This is a genomic window from Tessaracoccus pujii, from assembly GCF_055326215.1.
In genome coordinates this window covers 26,490-43,925 of record NZ_JBUZNP010000008.1, presented here as the reverse complement: position 1 = coordinate 43,925, position 17,436 = coordinate 26,490, and the positions used below count along the sequence as shown (strand labels likewise).

The following is a 17,436-nucleotide window of genomic DNA, read 5'->3' as shown; positions in this document are numbered from 1 at the left end:
TGACGGCTACTCGGACAGCGCCGAGGCGCCACCGACGATTTCAGTGATTTCTTGGGTGATCTCGGCCTGTCGGGCCTGGTTCGCCTCGCGGGTGAGTTCCTCGATGAGCGACTGTGCGTTGTCCGTGGCCGATTTCATCGCCCGCTGACGGCTGGCCAGCTCCGAGGCAGCCGACTGCAGCAGCGCGCTGTGGATGCGGTTGGCCACAAACAGCGGCAGCAGCGAGTCCAGCACGGTGGAGATGTCCGGCTCGAAACGGAAGAACGGGTTGAGCTCCTCCGGGTCCGGATCCGGATCCGGATCCGTGGGGGCGTCCTCGACGACGAGCGGGAGGAGGCGGCGAGCCACGGCCGTCTGCGTCAGCATGGACACGAAACGCGTGTTGACGACGTGGAGCTGGTCCACCCCGCCCTCCTCGGTGGGCTGAAGGAACTTCTTCAGCAACACGTCGGAGATCTCCCGCGCCTCGGCGTAGCTGGGCCGGTCCGAGAAACCCGTCCAGCTCTGCTGGATGGGCCGCTTCCGGAACTCGTAGTACGCCACGCCCTTCTGGCCCGTGATGTACATGGCCACGTCCTGGCCCTCGCCCTTCAGCTTCGTGTGGAGCTGCTCGGCCGCCTTGATGACGTTGGCCGAGTAGGCGCCCGCAAGGCCCCGGTCAGAGGTGATCAGCAGGATGGCCGAACGCTGCGGCTCCTCCACGTCCACCAGGAGGGGATGCTCCAGGTCGTGGGCGCTGGCCAGGGCCGAGACGGCCCGGGTCAGTTCACGAGCGTAGGGCGCCGCCGAGCGGGCCGCCTGCTGGGCCTTGATGATCCGCGACGCAGCGATCAGTTCCATGGCACGGGTGATCTTCTTCGTCGTGCTCACCGACTTCCGGCGCTCGCGAAGCTCCCGCAGACTGCTAGCCATGGATCAGCCCCGCTTCTGGCGGACGATCGTCTCCTGGCCGATCTCCTGGTCCTCGAGCGGCTTGTGCTCCTCGCGGCCGACGAGCAGCTTGCCCTCGGACGTGCGGAACACGCGCTTGAAATCGGCCAGGGCCGTCAGGGTCGGGGCCTTGAGGTCGTCGCCGAACAGGAAGGTGTCGGCAATGGACTGCAGAACGGTGGAGTTGTGACGCAGGTAGTCCAGGAACTCCTGCTCGAAGCGCAGCACGTCGTCGACCGGGACGTCATCGAAGTGGCCCTCGATACCCGCCCAGACGGACACGATCTGATCCTCGACGGGGTAGGGCGCGTACTGGCCCTGACGCAGCAGCTCCGTGAGACGCGCACCCCGATCCAGCTGACGACGGCTCGCGGCGTCGAGATCCGAGGCGAACATCGCGAACGCCTGCATGTCCCGGTACTGCGCGAGGTTGATCTTCAGCGACCCGGACACCGCCTTCATCGCCTTGACCTGCGCGGCGCCGCCCACGCGGGAGACCGACACGCCGACGTCGACCGCCGGGCGCTGGTTGGCGTTGAACAGGTCCGACTGCAGGAAGATCTGGCCGTCGGTGATGGAGATGACGTTGGTGGGGATGTAGGCCGACACGTCGTTGGCCTTCGTCTCGATGATCGGAAGGCCGGTCATCGACCCGCCGCCGAGCTCGTTGGAGAGCTTGGCGCAGCGCTCCAGCAGGCGGGAGTGGAGGTAGAAGACGTCACCGGGGTACGCCTCGCGGCCCGGGGGCCGGCGCAGCAGCAGAGACATGGCGCGGTACGCCTCGGCCTGCTTGGTGAGGTCGTCGAACACGATGAGAACGTGGTTGCCCGCGTACATCCAGTGCTGGCCGATGGCCGACCCGGAGTAGGGGGCGATGTACTTGAAGCCCGCCGGGTCCGAGGCCGGTGAGTGGACGATGGTGGTGTACTCCAGGGCGCCGGCAGCCTCCAGCGTGCTGCGCACCTCGGCGATGGTGGAGCCCTTCTGGCCGATGGCGACGTAGATGCAGCGGACCTGCTTCTTCTTGTCGCCGGAGGCCCAGTTGGCCTTCTGGTTGATGATCGTGTCGATCGCGATGGCGGTCTTGCCCGTCTTGCGGTCGCCGATGATCAGCTGACGCTGGCCGCGGCCGATGGGGATCATCGCGTCGATGGCCTTCAGGCCGGTCTGCAGCGGCTCCCGCACCTCCTGGCGGTCCATGACGCCGGCGGCCTGCAGCTCGAGAGCGCGGCGTCCCTCGATGCCGCTGATCTCTCCGAGTCCGTCGATGGGATTGCCCATGGCGTCCACCACGCGGCCGAGGTAGCCGTCTCCGACCGGGACCGAGAGCACGTCGCCGGTGCCGTGCACCAGCGAGCCCTCGTCGATGCCCTCCGAGTCCCCGAGGACGACGACGCCGATCTCGCGCTCGTCCAGGTTGAGGGCGATGCCCAGGGTGCCGTTCTCGAATCGCAACAGCTCATTGGCCATCGCCGAGGGCAGGCCCTCGACACGGGCGATGCCGTCACCGGAGGTCACGACGGTGCCCACCTCGGTCCGTGAGGCAGCCTGGGGCTGGTAAGACTGGACGAAGTCGTCCAGCGCACTGCGGATGTCGTCCGGACTGATGGTCAGTTCAGCCATTGCGTTTCTACTTTCGTCTACAGGGTGGAGAGTTGCCGGCGGGCGTGGTCCAGCCGAGCGGCAACGGTGGATTCGATGACGTCATCGTCGATGGCGACATTCATGCCGCCGAGGACGGAGGGGTCCACGTCGATCTGCAGTGACACCGTGCGGCCGATCTGGGCCTCCAGTGCCGCCTTAAGACGTGCGATGCGGGCCTCGTCGAGCGGACGGGCCACGGTGACACGGGCGATCTTCTCGCCCGAGACCTCCGCGGCCATGTCGAGGATGATGTCCACCGTCTGAGCGATGTTGCGACGGCGGGCGCGGACTGCGCGTGCGGCGAGTGTGCGGGTGGCCGGTGCCACCTTGTCCGCGATCAGCGTGTCCACGAGCTCCTGCTTGGCCGCGACCGGGTAGGTCTGGTTGCGCAGCGTGGCGGCCAGTTCCCTGTTGCCCTCGATGGCGGAGGCCAGGGAGTGCAGCTGATCCGTCACCTCGTCGATGACGCCGGCGCGGTGAGCATGCTGGAGCGACAGCCGGATGCCCTGCCTCTCGAGGCCCGCCACCATGTCCGCCCCAGTTTTCCACGAGGCCTTGACGGCCTCCGTGATCACCGTGAGCGTGGCCTCGGAGACCCGCCCCCGAAACAGCCTGGCGGCCAGGCCCAACCGGTCCTCGACCGAGGCGGAGGGGTCTGAGAGGGAACGACGCAGCATCGGTTGGCCGTCGATCAGGTCGACGACGGCGAACAGCTCGCTGGCGGTCGTGGCATCGGTGACGATGGAGTCCACGGCGCCGTCGAGCCCGGCGGGTGCAGCGTCGCGGGCCCTCATCGGGCCTGACCTGCCGACTCGAGCTCAGCCAGGAACCGGTCCACGGTCCGCATCGCGAACTCGTCGTCGCTCAGGGACTCGCCGACGATCTTGCCCGCCAGGACGGTGGCCATGCCGCCGACCTCGCCACGCAGATCCTGCATGACCTGCGAGCGCTCGGCCTCCAGCTGCGCGCGCCCGGCCTCGAGGATCCGGTGGGATTCCTTGGCGGCGTTGTCGCGGGCCTCGGCCACGATCGTGGCCGACTGGTTCTTGGCATCCTCGCGGATGCGCGCGGCCTCTTCGCGGGCAGCGGCCAGTTGGTCGCTGTACTCGGCGAGCGCAGCCTCGGCCTTGGCTTCCGCCAGTGCCGCACGCTGCATGCCGCCCTCAATCTTGTTCGAGCGCTCCTCGTACATCTTCTCGAAGGCCGGAACCACAGCCTTGCGCATGAGAGCGTAGATCAGCAGCATCAACAGGATGCCGACGACGATCTCCGAGAGATAGTGGGGCATCAGCGGCCCCAGGTCGATCTCGAGAAGCGCCCCGGTGAAGGGGGTCATGATGCTGCTCAGAGGACGAAGGCGAGGGCGATGGCGATGATGGCGAGCGCTTCAACGACGGCGAAGCCGATGAAGGCGGTGCCCATCATGGCGCCGCGGGCCTCGGGCTGACGGGCGGTGCCGTTGATGACCGACGCGAAGATCCAGGCGACGCCGAGGGCCGGGGCGATCGTCGCGATCGCGTAGCCGATCATGTTCAGCGAGCCGGAGATTTCGAGGAGGGACATTGTTTTCCTTTCGGATGGCTTCTTAGAACGGGCTTGTTTCTAAGGAGTCGGATTGACTTAGTGCGCCTCGGCGATCGAGGTGGACACGTACTGGGCGGTGAGGACCGTGAAGATATAGGCCTGCAGGGCGCCGATGAACAGCTCCAGGCAGAGGATGATGAGGCTGAACGCCAGCGAGACGGCTCCGGCGACGTTGTAGAACAGGTTGTCCGCCTGCGAGATCAGGTAGCCGCCTCCCACCACGAACACCATGACCACGAGGTGGCCGGCGAACAGGTTGGCGAACAGACGCAGCGCCAGCGTGATCGGGCGCGTGATGAACGTGGCCAGGAACTCGAGCGGAATGACCAGGACGAGCAGGTAGCCGGGGACGCCGTCGGGGATGAGGGACTTCTTGAGGAAGCCGCCGAAACCCCACTTGGCGAATCCGGCGCCGACGTAGACGAGCCACGAGAGAATGGCCAGGCCGTAGGCGTATCCGACGTTGGAGAACGTGGGGTACATGAAGACGAACAGCTCACCGAACCAGTTGTTGACCAGGATGAAGGAGAACAGTGCGAGCAGGTAGGGCAGGAACTTCTTGAAGTCGTGGTGGAGGATGTCCCGGGCGATGCCGTTGCGCACGAACTCGTAGACGTACTCACCGAAGAACTGCGCCTTGGACGGCTTGACCTTGAGGTTGCGGGAGGCGAGCCACCAGAGAAGCATCACCAGGGCCGCGCCGATCACCGCCTGCACCAGCGGCCGGTTCACCCAGTCGGGCAGCACACCCGGCCAGACGGAGTACCAGAGGAAATCTTCCGTGCCCGGGGGGTGGTATTCGCTACCGCCGTCGATCTCCATCGGAAGTAGTCCAAGTGTCACGTACCGCTCCCGTATCGCTTGATGATGATGTAGATGCTGGTCACCAGGCCCAGGATCAGGCCCAGGGGCAACATCCATGAGGTGTTCAGGAAGTAGTCCCCCACCCAGCCGAGGCCACCGTAGAAGATGATCCCACTGAGCAGATAGCTGAGCACGAGCATGCCGTCGTCGGAGCGCCTCCCAGGTCCTTCTGGCGCGTTCTCTGACGGTGAGTTGCCCATGTCGTGTGTGAGCCTAGCGGAAATGGGACGGCGAATCATATTCTGTCTGACCCTCAGCCCTCACCCGGGGGGTGGTATTCCGTGTCGTAGATGGGGACCCGCTGCCGCGACGCCACGAGCACCACGCCGGTGACCCAGGCCAGCACCGTCCCGGCGACGCTGAGGAGGAGCCAGCCGTCGCTGACCAGCGGCGCCACCGCCGGATGCCCGAGAATGAACCACAGCCCCGCCGCGATCCCCACCACGCGCACGGCGTAGCTGACCAGCACCAGCGCCATGCCCTGGAAGTCGGCCAGTTCCGAGGCCACGACTTCGATGGCCTGCCCAACGGAGTAGAAGATGACGACGGCGGCGAACCCGAGCACGGCGGTGAGGACGGCACCTCCGCCACCGGCCAGAGCGGCGGCCAGGATGATGAGGCCGCCGACGAGGTGGCCCCCGACCAGGCCGCCCAGCATCATCTGCCGGGCGCGGCGCGTGGCGGGCGTCAGCCTGCGCTCAGCCACGGCCCGCCCCGTCGACGACGTCTGGATCCGGTCCTAGCGACGAGGGCGCGTGGCGCACCGGCCGCACCGTCAGCCCCAGGACCAGCAGTAGAGCCAGGCCCACCACCCATCCGGTGTGCGGCCAACTGGACAGCGCCATGACGACCAGCCCCACCGAGACCACGGCCGTCCAGCCGTACATGAGCAGGACCGCGCCCCAGTGCGAGTGACCACGGGCCAGGAGCCGGTGGTGCAGATGCTGCTTGTCCGGATGGAACACGTGCTGCCCGTTCCAGGTCCGGCGGATCCAGGCGAGGCCCAGGTCCAGCAGCGGAAGAGCGAGGACCGCGAGCGGAAGCAGGATCGGCAGCAGCGCCGGCAACAGGTTGCCGTCGCGGTGGTCCGTGGCGCCCGGATCCAGTTGGCCCGTGAACGAGATGGCGCTCATGGCCATGAGGAGCCCCAGCAGCATGGCCCCGGAATCTCCCATGAACATCTTCGCCGGATGGAAGTTGTGCAGCAGGAAGCCCATGGCGATGCCACAGGTGGCCACCGTGATGAGGCTGGCTGTGGTGGCGCGCACCAGCTCCTGCTCGTAGGCCAGCACGTAGGTGTAGCTGAAGAACGCCCCGGAGCCGATGGCGACGATGCCCGCGGCCAGCCCGTCGAGGCCGTCGACGAAGTTGACGGCGTTGACGCACAGGGCGATGAAGAACACGGTGATGAGGATGCTGCTGGCGTCGTCGAGCGCGATGATGCTGGTGGGCAGCGGGATCCAGTAGATCCGCACGCCCTGCAGCACCGCGACGCCCGCCGCGAGCACCTGCCCGCCGAGCTTGACCATGGCCGGCAGGTCGTACATGTCGTCGAGAACCCCGATGACGCAGATCACCAGCCCGGCCCAGAGCACGGCCCAGGCGTCGTGCTCGACGGTGGTGTAGCGGCCCAGGAACGGCATCTGCAGGGCCAGCAGGAACGCCACGGCCAGCCCCCCGAACATGGCCACGCCACCGAAGTAGGGGATGGGCTGGGTGTGCACGTCACGGCTGCGGACCCGAGCCAGAGCCCCGGTGCGCACCGCGACGCTCCTGGCCGGGCCGGCGAGGAGATACGTCGTGCCGGCGGCGACCAGCAGTACCAGCAGGTATTCGCGCATCCGCGGCCTAGCCCCGGGCTTCGATCTCCGGGGCCACCTCGCGCAGCGCGTCGAGGGGAATAGCGCCGAGGCGGAGGACCCGGCCCTCCGGTGCGGAGGCGAAGTCCACGATGGTGGAGGCCACTCCGCCTCCGGCCGCTCCGCCGTCGAGGTAGACCGCGACCCGGTCTCCCAGCTGCGCCACCGCCTCGTCACAGGTTAGCGCTGCCGGCTGACCTGAGACATTGGCGGAGCTCACCGCCAGCGGGCCGGTGCGCCGCAGGAGGGCGCGGGCGTCGTCGTGGTCCGGGACCCGGACCGCCACCGTGCCCTTCGTCTCGCCCAGCGACATGCCGGAGCGGGACTGGGCCTTGAGGATGAGGGTGAGGGCCCCCGGCCAGAACGCCTTGGCCAGCGCCGCCGCGGCAGCGGGCACCTCCTCGGCGATGGCGCGCAGCATCGACGGCTCCGCGATCAGCACGGGTGGGGGCATGTCCCGGCCGCGCTCCTTGGCGTCCAGCAGCCCCTGCACCGCAGCGGCGTCGAAGGCGTCCGCGCCGATCCCGTAGACGGTGTCCGTGGGCAGCACGATGCACTGCCCGGCGCGGACGGCGGTCACGGCCTCCGTGAGGCCGGCCTCCCTGTGGGTGTTGAGGTTGAACGCTGTCGTCACGGGGCAATCCTGCCACTAGTCGGGAGCCGCACGCCCGTGACGAACCGGGGGCGCCCGGTGAGGTCCGGCCGCGACACCACATCGGCGAAGCCCGCGGAGGTCACGAGCGCGACGACGGCGGCCGCGTGGCTCTCGTCGTGTTCGGTGGCCAGCAGCCCGCCCGGGCGCAGCAGCCGAGCCGCGACCCTCACGACCACGCGCAGCGCGTCGAGTCCCTCCGCCCCGGAGAACAGCGCCATCCCAGGGTCGTGGTCGACGACGTCGCTGGGCAGGAGTCCCCGATGGGACTCGGGGATGTAGGGGGGGTTGGCGATGACCAGGTCGACGGTGCCGTCGAGGTGGGTGAAGGCGCCGGCCATGTCGCCGTGCACCACGTCCACGACCAGCCCGGCGAGGTTGCGGGTCAGGTACGGCAGGGCCTCGCCTGACAGCTCCACGGCGTGCAGCTCCACCCCACCCAACTCGTGGCCGATCGCCGCGGTGATGGCGCCGGATCCGGCGCACAGCTCCACGACGCGTCGCCGGCCCACGCCCCGCTCGCCGAGGCGCGCGAGGGCCCAGCCCACCATCTCCTCGGTCTCCGGCCGCGGGATGAACACCCCTGGGCCCACCTTGAGCGTCTCGTGGCGGAAGTGCGCCACCCCCGTGAGGTGCTGCAGCGGGATGCCCGAGGCCCGGCGCCGCGCCATGTCGTCGATGGCCGCGCGCTGGGCCGGCGTGACGCCGTCGACCAGGATGAGCTGCGACGGCTCGACACCGAGGACGTGGGCGACGATCTGGCGCGCCTCCGGCCCGGGGCTGGGCGATCCCGCCCTGGCCAGTCGGCCCGCCACCTCGAAGGCGGCCTCGCTCACCCGCCCACCCCGGAGAGGCGCTCGGCGAGGTCCTGCTCCGCGAGGGCGTCCAGCAGCGGGGTGAGGGCGCCCTCGAGGACCTGGTCCAGGTTGTGCGCCTTGTATCCGATGCGGTGGTCCGTGATCCGGTTCTCCGGGTAGTTGTAGGTGCGGATCCGCTCTGACCTGTCGACCGTGCGCACCTGCGACTTGCGGGCCTGGGACGCGGCCGACGCGGCCTGGGCCTCCGCCAGCGCCGTCAGGCGGGCGCGCAGCATGCGCATCGCCGAGTCGCGGTTCTGCAGCTGCGATCTCTCGTTCTGGCACGACACGACGGTGTTCGTGGGCAGGTGCGTGATGCGCACGGCCGAGTCCGTGGTGTTGACGCCCTGCCCGCCGGGACCGGAGGAGCGGAACACGTCGATGCGGAGATCGTCGTCGTTGATCTCGACCTCGTCGGCCTCCACGTCCGGCATCACGAGCACTCCGGCGGCGGAGGTGTGGATGCGGCCCTGGGACTCGGTGACCGGCACCCGCTGGACGCGGTGCACGCCGCCCTCGAACTTGAGCCGGCCGTAGGGGCCGAACTCCAGCGCGGCCGTCCCCTTGACGGCCACTGTGACGGACTTGTAGCCGCCGAGGTCCGTCTCCTGGGAGTCCAGCACCTCGATCTTCCACCCGGTCTGCTCGGCGTACTTCGAGTACATCTTCAGCAGGTCCGCGGCGAACAGCGCCGATTCGTCGCCACCCTCCCCGGACTTGATCTCCAGCAGCGCGTCTGCGTCGTCGTTGGGGTCACGCGGGGCAAGGAGCTTGCTGAGCCGGGCGGTGGCCACCTCGAGCTGGGCGTCCAGGTCCGCCACCTCGTCGGCGAACGACGGCTCGTCCGCGGCCAGTTCCGCCGCCGCCCCCCGGTCCTCCAGGAGACGCCGGTAGTGGTCCATGCCCTCGACGATGGGCTTGAGCGCCGAGTAGCGCCGTCCCACCTTCCGGGACCGGGCCAGGTCCGCGTGCAGGTCCGGGTCCGACAGCTGCCGCTCCAGGTCCCGGAACTCGTCGACGAGGGGTTGGGCGTTGTCGAACATGGCGGTGCTCCCTTGGGTGGCGGCAAACGAAACGGGCGCCGGGCGGGTGGATACCCGTCCCGACGCCCGAGTGCGAAGCTAGGGCTTCTTGGCGTAGCGCTTCTCGAAGCGGGCCACGCGGCCACCGGTGTCGAGGATCTTCTGCTTGCCGGTGTAGAACGGGTGGCACTCGGCGCACACGTCCGCGCTCATCGGCTTCTTGCTGGTGCTGCGGGTGGTGAAAGCGTTGCCGCAGGTGCAGTGCACCTGGGTGTCAACGTATTCAGGGTGGATGCCCTGCTTCATGGTGGAACTCCTCGTTTCAGTGGCCGGGTCGCTGGTCCGGATGGACCTGGAGAGTGCGTGAACCGGCGCGACCCCCAATTGTGCCTCGCCGGCCCACCAATTCCAAGTCCGCGGGTCAGCCGTCCGACGCGGGCGTGGTCTTCATGACGCTGAGCAGGAACTCGTGGTTGCTGCCCGTCTTGGTCATCCGGGACTTGAGCGTCTCCAGTGCCTGCTGGTCGTCCAGGCCGGACAACGCGCGGCGCAGCTTCCAGATGATGTTGAGCTCGTCGCGGCCCAGCAGCAGGTCCTCGCGGCGGGTGCCGGAGGCGTCCACGTCGATGGCCGGGAAGATCCGCTTGTCCGCGAGTTCGCGGCGCAGGCGCAGCTCCATGTTGCCGGTGCCCTTGAACTCCTCGAAGATCACCTCGTCCATCTTGGAGCCGGTCTCGATGAGCGCCGTGGCGAGGATGGTCAGCGAACCGCCGTTCTCGATGTTGCGGGCGGCGCCGAAGAACTTCTTCGGGGGGTACAGCGCCGCGGAGTCCACGCCACCGGACAGGATGCGTCCCGACGCGGGTGCAGCCAGGTTGTAGGCACGACCCAGGCGGGTGATCCCGTCGAGGAGCACGACGACGTCGTGGCCGAGCTCGACCAGCCGCTTGGCCCGCTCGATGGCCAGCTCCGAGATCATGGTGTGGTCCTCGGCGGGGCGGTCGAACGTCGAGGCGATCACCTCACCGGAGACGGTGCGCTGGAAGTCCGTGACCTCCTCGGGGCGCTCGTCCACGAGGACCACCATGAGGTGCACCTCGGGGTTGTTGGCCGCGATGGCGTTGGCGATGGTCTGCATGATCATCGTCTTGCCGGCCTTCGGAGGCGACACGATCAGCCCGCGCTGGCCCTTGCCGATGGGCGAGACCAGATCGATGATCCGTCCCGTGATGTTGGTCTGGACCGTCTCGAGGCGGAGGCGCTCCTGCGGGTACAGGGGGGTGAGCTTGGCGAACTCGGGGCGCCCCTTGGCCTTCTCGGGATCCTCGCCGTTGACCGTGTCCAGCCGGACGAGCGGGCTGTACTTCTCCTTGCGCTCCCCCTCCCGCTGGGTGCGGATGGCGCCCGTGATGACGTCGCCGCGGCGCACGCCGTAGCGGCGGACGGTGGACATGGACAGGTAGGCGTCCGTGGACCCTGGCAGGTAGCCCGTGGTGCGCACGAAGGCGTAGTTGTCCTGAATGTCGACGATGCCGGAGATGTTGGCGAGCACGTCGCCCTCGCCGACCACCGGCTCGGCCTCCATGCGCTCCATGCCCTGGCCGCCGCGGACGGGGCGGCGGTTCTGGCGGTCCTGACGCTCCGGGCGGTCGCGGTTGTTACGCCGACGGCGGCTGCGCCGTCCGCTGCCCTGGTCGTCGTCGTAGGTGCCGGGGTCGATGCTCACCGAGGTCGAGGGGGCCGCGGCGGCCGGGGCGGCCGTCGTGGTGGCTGCGGGCCTGGAGCCACCGCCCATCGCGGCCTCCAGCAGTTCGCCCACCTCGTTGATGGTCTCCGGGAGCGGGCCACGCTCGCGATTGCGGCGGCGACGGTTGTTGCGGCCGCCCTCCTGCTGATCGCGGGTTGCGTCGTCGCGCTGCGGCTGCTGCTCCGACTGGACCTGCTGCCCGGACTGCGCCTGGGGCTCTGGCTGGGGCTGGGCCTGCGGCGCGGACTGGGCCTGATCGGCCGCCTCCTGCCGGGGACGGCGCTGGCGCCGGGCGGGCTGCTCGCCGCCGGAGGCCGACGGCGGGGCCTGGGTCTGAGCCTGCGGCGCGCTGCCGCCCTGGATGGCGTTGACCAGGTCTCCCTTGCGCATCGCGGAGACCCCCTTGATGCCCATGCTGCTGGCGACGGATTTGAGCTCGACCAGCTTCATGGTGGAGAGGTCAGTGGATTGGCTCAACGAAAAGTTCCTTCCATGGAGCCGTGGGGGCAGCTGACGTAGCGCGCCCGACGGCGTCATAAGTGATGGAGTACTGAGCGCCAGAAAGCCGGTGTGTAATGGATCGCCACGGCGGCGCCTCGGGGTAAACCAGTCACCACATTAGCAACTGTTCGGGTCACGGCCAAAGAATGGCCATCATCGGGCCAGGAGTTCCACACCGCCGGCGGGGCGCAGCGCGTGGATCGCGAACCCGTCGGTGGTCACCGCACCCACCCCGGCCAGCTGCTCCGGGAGGCCGACGGCGATCACCGTGGGCCCGGCCCCCGAGATGGCCGCCGGCACGCCCGCGTCGCGGAGGCGGGACATCAGATCGTAGGCCGGGCGCATCAGGTCCGCGCGGTAGCGCTGGTGCAACCGGTCCGCGGTCGCGTCGAGCAGCAGGTCCGGGCGCAGCGTCAGCGCGAGCGGCAACGCGGCCGCGGCGATCGCCTGCGCGACGGCGTCCGTGCGGGCCACCGTCGCGGGGAGCACCCTGCGGGCCTCGTCGGTGCGGCACTCGAAATCCGGCACGAACGCCACCGCCTGGAACCCGACCGGCAGCGGCAGCTGGACCAACGACACCTTGCCCTCGCGCGCCCACGCGAGAATGGCGCCGCCCCACACGGCCGCGCCGGCGTTGTCCGGGTGCCCCTCGGCCTGCGTGGCCATCCTGGTCACTGACGCTCGGTCCACGGGCTCCCCCGGCCGCGCGACACCCCACGCCAGCGTCAGGCCGGCGACGATGGCCGCCGCGGACGAGCCGAGCCCGCGGGAATGCGGAATAGTGTTGCGGCAGGTCAGCCGCATGCCGGGGGGACGGCTCGCGCCGAAGGCGGCCAGGCCGTCGAGGAGCGAGGAGACGACGAGGTGCCGCTCGTCCAGCGCGACGTCGCCGGCGCCCTCACCCGTCACCACCACGTCGAGGCCCGGTTCGTCGAGCAGGTCGAGGGTGAGCTCGTCGTACCAGTCGAACGCCATGCCGACGCAGTCGAACCCCGAGCCCAGGTTTGCGGTGGTGGCCGGGACCCGGACCGTGAGCTGGCGCATGGGTCAGAAGCCCTCGACGCGCATGACGCGAACCTCGGAGCCCACGAACTCCGCCCGTCGCAGCTCCTCGGTGACCAGCGCGAGGTCGCTCTCCCTGGTGAGGTGGGTCATCACGCCCAGCCTGGCCGCGAAGTCCGCCTCCGCCGCTCCGCCCTCGCGATAGCTCTGCTGCACGACCCGCAGGGACACGCCGTGCTCGCCGAAGATGGCCGCGCACTTGGCCAGGACACCCGGGCGGTCCACCACGTCGAAGCTGACGTAGAACTGCGCCTGCGACTCGCCGATGGGGGCCACCACGCGGTTGAGCGCGCTGGATCCCTGATGGCTCGCGGTGCCGCGGTGCCGGTTGCGCGCCACGGTCACCACGTCGCCCATGACGGCGCTCGCGGTGGGCGACCCGCCGGCCCCCTGGCCGAGGAACATCAGCTCACCGGCGTCACGGGAGTTGACGAAGATGGCGTTGTAGGCGCCGGAGACCGACGCCAGCGGGTGCTTGTTGGCCACCATGGCGGGGTGGACCTTGACGATCACCCTGCCGTCGTCGGTGAGCTTGGCGATGGCGAGCAGCTTGATGGTGCAGCCCATCTGCTCGGCCGCGGCGATGTCTCCGGCGGTGACCCCCGTGATGCCCTCGCAGAACACCTCGTCGCGCTTGACCTCCGTGTGGAAGGCGAGCCCGGCGAGGATGGCTGCCTTGGCGGCCGCGTCGTGACCCTCGACGTCCGCGGTGGGATCCGCCTCCGCGTAGCCCAGCTGCTGGGCCTCGGCGAGCGCCTCGTCGAAGGTGCTCCCGTCGGTGACCATCTTGTCCAGGATGTAGTTGGTGGTGCCGTTGACGATGCCCATCACGGCCGTGATGTCGTCGCCCACGAGGGACTCGCGGAGCGGTCGGACGATGGGAATGGCGCCAGCCACGGCAGCCTCGTAGTACAGGTCCACGCCCTTGGCGTCCGCGGCCCGCGACAGCTCACCGAGGTCGTCCGCGAGGAGCGCTTTGTTCGCCGACACGACGGAGGCGCCGTTGGCGATGGCCGTGAGCAGGAGGCTCCGCGCGGGTTCGATGCCGCCGATCAGTTCGATGACGATGTCCAGGTCCGTGCGCGCCACCAGCGCCTCCAGGTCCGTGGTGAGCAGCGCGGGGTCGATGCCCGGGCGCGGCGTGTCCGCGCGCCGTACGCCGACGCCGACCAGTTCCAGCCGGCGCCCGATGCGTGACTCCAGCGTGGCGCCCTCGTTGAGGATGATGCGGGCCACCTGCGACCCCACCACACCGGCGCCCAGCAGCGCCACCTTGAGCGGCTTGCTCACTCTCCCACGTCCAATCTCATCAGGTCCTCCAGAGTCTCGCGGCGCAGCATCACACGGGTGACGCCGTCCTTGGCGGAGAGCACGGGCGGCTTCGGGATCTGATTGTAGTTACTGGCCATACTGCGCGCGTAGGCGCCCGAGCCGGGCACGGCGATCAGATCGCCGATGGCCACGTCGGCCGGGAGGAATACGTCGCGGATCAGGATGTCGCCGCCCTCGCAGTGCTTCCCGACCACCCGGCTCAGGACCGGCTCCGCCGTCGAGTTGCGGTTGGCGATCGCGGCGGAGTACTCGGCGGCGTAGAGGGCGGGGCGGATGTTGTCGCTCATCCCGCCGTCGACGCTGACGTAGACGCGGGATCTGTTGGCCTCCAGGTCCACGATCTTGACGGTGCCCACGCGGTAGATGGCCACGCCGGCCGGACCGCAGATGGCGCGGCCGGGCTCGATGGACAGGTGCGGACGCTTGAGGCCGAAGCCGCGACACTCGTGCTCGATCATCTCCTCGAACGCCGCGGCGATGTCCGAGGTGGCCGTCGGGGTGTCCGCGGAGGTGTAGGCGATGCCGAAGCCGCCGCCGAGGTCCAGCTCCGCGAGTTCGACGCCGGTGGCCGTGCGGAACTGCGACGCCAGCCGCATGGTGCGCCGGATCGCCACCTCGAAGCCGTGGGTGTCGAAGATCTGCGAGCCTATGTGGCTGTGGATGCCGGCCAGGTCCAGGTACTGCGAGCTGTGGCAGCGCACCAGCGCGGTGAGGGCCTGCCCGCCGGTGATGGACAGGCCGAACTTCTGGTCCTCGTGGGCGGTGGCGATGTATTCGTGCGTGTGGGCCTCGACGCCGGTGGTGACGCGCACCATGACGCGGGCGCGGTGGCCGCCGTCGGCGCACGCGCGCTCGAGCCGGGCGATCTCGTCGAAGGAGTCCACGATGATCCGGCCCACGCCCTGCTCGAGCGCGAACACGATCTCCTCGTCGGACTTGTTGTTTCCGTGCAGCCCGAGCCGGGCCGCGGGCATGCCTCCGGCCAACGCGATGCGCATCTCGCCCATGGTGGTGACGTCGAGGTTGAGGCCCTCCTCCGCGGCCCACCGCGCGACGGTGCGGGTCAGCAGCGCCTTGCCCGCGTAGTAGACGTCCCAGCCGGGGAACGCGGTGCGGAAGTCCGCGGCGCGGGACCGGAAGTCCGTCTCGTCGATGACGTAGGCGGGGGTGCCGTGCTCGTGGGCGATCTCGGTGAGCGGGAGCCCGGCGACGACGATGCGGCCCTGGTCGTCGCGGTAGGTGCCGCGCGGCCAGAGCTTGAGGTCGAGCGCGTTGAGATCCGCGGGCACGTCGAGCCACTGGGGCCCGCCGTGCGCCGCGTCCGCGTGGATCGACCCGGCGATGTGCATGTGCGTCATGCCGCAAGCCTGCCAGAGCGCCGCGCCCCGGCGCCATCGGCGCCGTCAGGCCGAGACGCTGACGCTCTCCAGGCCCCGCAGCACGAGCGAGGTCGGGTCCGGCACCTCGACCCCGTCGGCGGTCACCCTCACCCCGCCGCAGACTGCTCCGAGGCACTCGTCATCGAACCGGACGCCCCAGAGCGTGAAGAATTCCCCCAGGGTGATCTCAGGGTTGCCGTCGCCCTCCAGCCACACCTCGCCGCCCGGGTCGTGGGTGTGCACCGGGGCCTGGACGGCCCGCAGCCGGTCCGCCCCGATGAAGGCGGGGATGTCCACCCGCTCACCCTCGACGGTGACGACGAGCGTGAGCACCCACGGGTCGGTGTCGGTGCCCAGCGGCTGCTCGGGCAGACCTGCCGCGCGAATGTAGGACACGGCGTCGCGCGGCGCGTCCCACGGCGGAGGGCTCTGCCGCATCTCCGCGGGGGCGGGCTCGGGGCGCGCCACGCAGGCGGTGAGGAGAACAACGGCCAGGACGGCGGACAGGATCGTGCGCACCAGGCCACCGTAGCGGGGGATCACGGTGTCCCCGGGGAGGTGCTAACCTTTCCGGGTCCAGCCCCCGTAGCTCAGGGGATAGAGCACCGCCCTCCGGAGGCGGGAGCCGAGGTTCGAATCCTCGCGGGGGCGCTTCGCGCCGGCTGGCAGGAGACCGACGATGACCCACACCAGGTTCACGGCGGCTGCCGACACCCCCACGCGCTGGCCCGCTGCCGTTGGCCTCATCGCGCTGTTTGTCCTCACGCGATCCGTGTCCTTCCTCATCCTGGGCCTGGAGCAGGTCGCCTTCGTGGCCAACGACGTGTCCTACTACGGCTACCACCTCTTCCGCCTCGACGAAGGGGAACCCGGCGTGATGGCCGAGTACCCGGTGCCTGCCGTGTGGATCCTGCAGGGCATCTACCGGCTCGGCGGCGGTTGGCAGACGTGGACCGCCGTCTACGTGGCCGTCTTCGTGCTCCTCGACGCCGCCGTGGCGATCACCCTGTACCGCCGCTCCAACGCCGCCGGCGCGCTCTTCTGGATCCTGTTCACCGGCGTCCAGGGGCCGATCGTCTGGTACCGCTTCGATCTCATTCCCGCCGCCCTCGTCGCCTGGGCGTGCCTGTTCGTGACCAGGTTCCCGAAGCTCGCCGGCGGCCTGGTGGGCCTGGGCGCGGCCATCAAGCTGTGGCCGGCGCTCCTCATCGGGCCCATGCTCTCGCCGCACCCCTGGCGCTCCACGCGGGCCCGGGGCAGAGTGATCGGTTTCGCCGTGGTGGGGTTCGGGCTGGCCGTCGCCTCGCTCGTCACCAGCGGATGGACCCGGTCCGCCTCCCCCCTGACCTGGCAGGGGCAGCGCGGGCTGCAGATCGAGTCCGTACCGGCGTCACCCCTGATGTTCCTGCGCACCTTCACGGACAATCCGTCGTGGAACATCTTCCTGTCGCCCTACAACGCGCTGGAATTGCAGGGACCCTACGTCGGCGGGCTGCTCACGGTGTCCACGGTGCTGACGGTGCTCTCACTGCTCGCCGCGGTCTTCCTCAGCTACCGCCTCATGCGCCGCCTGCATGACGATGACGAGCGTCTCCACGAAGCCATCCTCCTGGCGATCCTGACGATCGTGCTTGCCACCGTGATCGCCAACAAGACCCTGTCCCCGCAGTACGTCCTGTGGCTGGGCGGTCCGGTGGCCGCGCTGCTCGTGGCCAAGACGAGCGCATGGCTGCGCAGCCACCTCATCGTGCTCGCCGGGTCCCTCATCGCAGTGGGCCTGCTCACCCAACTCACCTACCCCTGGGGCGCCTACGGCATCATGGCCATCCCCCTGGGGTCCGGGCCCGAGACATCCGTGCTGCTGCTACGCAACATGGCGCTTGTCGCCCTGACCGCTTACGCGTTCGGCCTGACCGTCCTGGCGAGCCGGGGCCCCGGACTGTCGGCGGCACCTCGTCGGTGATGTGGGTAAGCTGCCACCAAGAGCAGCCGCAGACGTCTGC

At 69.4% G+C, this 17,436-nt stretch carries 18 protein-coding genes, 1 tRNA gene and 1 pseudogene; 2 read left to right on the top strand and 18 right to left on the bottom strand.

The features are described from left to right. Positions 1–6 precede the first annotated feature (6 nt). The 18 genes and pseudogenes from ACZK5N_RS11725 to ACZK5N_RS11640 all read right to left on the bottom strand — a co-directional run bounded on the left by ACZK5N_RS11725 (position 7) and on the right by ACZK5N_RS11640 (position 15,952). Entirely contained in the window at positions 7–912 is a 906-nt protein-coding gene (locus ACZK5N_RS11725; RefSeq protein ID WP_459019613.1) for a F0F1 ATP synthase subunit gamma, read from the bottom strand. Positions 913–915: 3 nt separating this feature from the next. Then, positions 916–2,553, bottom strand: a complete 1,638-nt coding sequence (gene atpA / locus ACZK5N_RS11720) for a F0F1 ATP synthase subunit alpha (protein WP_463624986.1) — start codon at positions 2,551–2,553, stop codon at positions 916–918. 17 nt (positions 2,554–2,570) lie between these two features. Beyond that, positions 2,571–3,368 carry a F0F1 ATP synthase subunit delta gene (locus ACZK5N_RS11715; RefSeq protein WP_463624985.1) on the bottom strand — a complete coding sequence of 266 codons (798 nt, stop codon included), beginning with the start codon at positions 3,366–3,368 and terminating at the stop codon, positions 2,571–2,573. Beyond that, complete coding sequence (locus ACZK5N_RS11710) at positions 3,365–3,910, bottom strand: F0F1 ATP synthase subunit B (protein ID WP_463624984.1); 546 nt, start codon at positions 3,908–3,910, stop codon at positions 3,365–3,367. The genes ACZK5N_RS11715 and ACZK5N_RS11710 overlap by 4 nt, the downstream gene beginning before the upstream one ends. Positions 3,911–3,918: 8 nt before the next feature. Beyond that, the gene (locus ACZK5N_RS11705; protein WP_068751291.1) at positions 3,919–4,137 is read right to left on the bottom strand and encodes an ATP synthase F0 subunit c; all 219 of its coding nucleotides are present in this window, start codon (positions 4,135–4,137) and stop codon (positions 3,919–3,921) included. A gap of 57 nt (positions 4,138–4,194) precedes the next feature. Continuing rightward, positions 4,195–4,980, bottom strand: a complete 786-nt coding sequence (gene atpB / locus ACZK5N_RS11700; protein ID WP_459019609.1) for a F0F1 ATP synthase subunit A — start codon at positions 4,978–4,980, stop codon at positions 4,195–4,197. A gap of 17 nt (positions 4,981–4,997) precedes the next feature. Beyond that, on the bottom strand, positions 4,998–5,222 hold the full coding sequence (locus ACZK5N_RS11695; RefSeq protein WP_459019608.1) for a hypothetical protein: 225 nt from the start codon (positions 5,220–5,222) through the stop codon (positions 4,998–5,000). A 53-nt stretch (positions 5,223–5,275) separates the two neighbouring features. Continuing rightward, the gene (locus ACZK5N_RS11690) at positions 5,276–5,728 is read right to left on the bottom strand and encodes a hypothetical protein (protein WP_459019607.1); all 453 of its coding nucleotides are present in this window, start codon (positions 5,726–5,728) and stop codon (positions 5,276–5,278) included. Beyond that, on the bottom strand, positions 5,721–6,863 hold the full coding sequence (locus ACZK5N_RS11685; RefSeq protein WP_459019606.1) for a glycosyltransferase family 4 protein: 1,143 nt from the start codon (positions 6,861–6,863) through the stop codon (positions 5,721–5,723). Before ACZK5N_RS11685 ends, ACZK5N_RS11690 begins: the two co-directional genes overlap by 8 nt. Positions 6,864–6,885: 22 nt before the next feature. Further along, positions 6,886–7,482 (bottom strand): annotated as a pseudogene (locus tag ACZK5N_RS11680) (L-threonylcarbamoyladenylate synthase); the annotation flags it as partial. Positions 7,483–7,511: 29 nt separating this feature from the next. Further along, the gene (gene prmC / locus ACZK5N_RS11675) at positions 7,512–8,369 is read right to left on the bottom strand and encodes a peptide chain release factor N(5)-glutamine methyltransferase (RefSeq protein ID WP_459019605.1); all 858 of its coding nucleotides are present in this window, start codon (positions 8,367–8,369) and stop codon (positions 7,512–7,514) included. Further along, on the bottom strand, positions 8,366–9,433 hold the full coding sequence (prfA, locus tag ACZK5N_RS11670) for a peptide chain release factor 1 (protein ID WP_459019604.1): 1,068 nt from the start codon (positions 9,431–9,433) through the stop codon (positions 8,366–8,368). Before prfA ends, prmC begins: the two co-directional genes overlap by 4 nt. A gap of 78 nt (positions 9,434–9,511) precedes the next feature. Further along, on the bottom strand, positions 9,512–9,718 hold the full coding sequence (gene rpmE / locus ACZK5N_RS11665) for a 50S ribosomal protein L31 (protein ID WP_459019603.1): 207 nt from the start codon (positions 9,716–9,718) through the stop codon (positions 9,512–9,514). Between the two features lie 115 nt (positions 9,719–9,833). Then, positions 9,834–11,573: a transcription termination factor Rho gene (gene rho, locus ACZK5N_RS11660; protein WP_459020380.1), complete on the bottom strand. Its 1,740-nt coding sequence runs from the start codon at positions 11,571–11,573 to the stop codon at positions 9,834–9,836. Between the two features lie 240 nt (positions 11,574–11,813). Then, entirely contained in the window at positions 11,814–12,704 is an 891-nt protein-coding gene (gene thrB, locus ACZK5N_RS11655) for a homoserine kinase (protein WP_459019602.1), read from the bottom strand. A 3-nt stretch (positions 12,705–12,707) separates the two neighbouring features. Then, positions 12,708–14,012, bottom strand: a complete 1,305-nt coding sequence (locus ACZK5N_RS11650) for a homoserine dehydrogenase (protein WP_459019601.1) — start codon at positions 14,010–14,012, stop codon at positions 12,708–12,710. Continuing rightward, positions 14,009–15,412 carry a diaminopimelate decarboxylase gene (gene lysA / locus ACZK5N_RS11645; protein ID WP_459019600.1) on the bottom strand — a complete coding sequence of 468 codons (1,404 nt, stop codon included), beginning with the start codon at positions 15,410–15,412 and terminating at the stop codon, positions 14,009–14,011. Before lysA ends, ACZK5N_RS11650 begins: the two co-directional genes overlap by 4 nt. A gap of 45 nt (positions 15,413–15,457) precedes the next feature. Beyond that, the gene (locus ACZK5N_RS11640) at positions 15,458–15,952 is read right to left on the bottom strand and encodes a hypothetical protein (RefSeq protein ID WP_459019599.1); all 495 of its coding nucleotides are present in this window, start codon (positions 15,950–15,952) and stop codon (positions 15,458–15,460) included. A gap of 60 nt (positions 15,953–16,012) precedes the next feature. Here ACZK5N_RS11640 and ACZK5N_RS11635 point away from each other — a divergent pair. Both ACZK5N_RS11635 and ACZK5N_RS11630 read left to right on the top strand, forming a co-directional pair. Further along, positions 16,013–16,084 (top strand) — tRNA-Arg (locus ACZK5N_RS11635). Positions 16,085–16,112: 28 nt separating this feature from the next. Further along, entirely contained in the window at positions 16,113–17,396 is a 1,284-nt protein-coding gene (locus tag ACZK5N_RS11630; protein ID WP_459019598.1) for a glycosyltransferase 87 family protein, read from the top strand. The last annotated feature ends 40 nt before the right edge of the window (positions 17,397–17,436 follow it).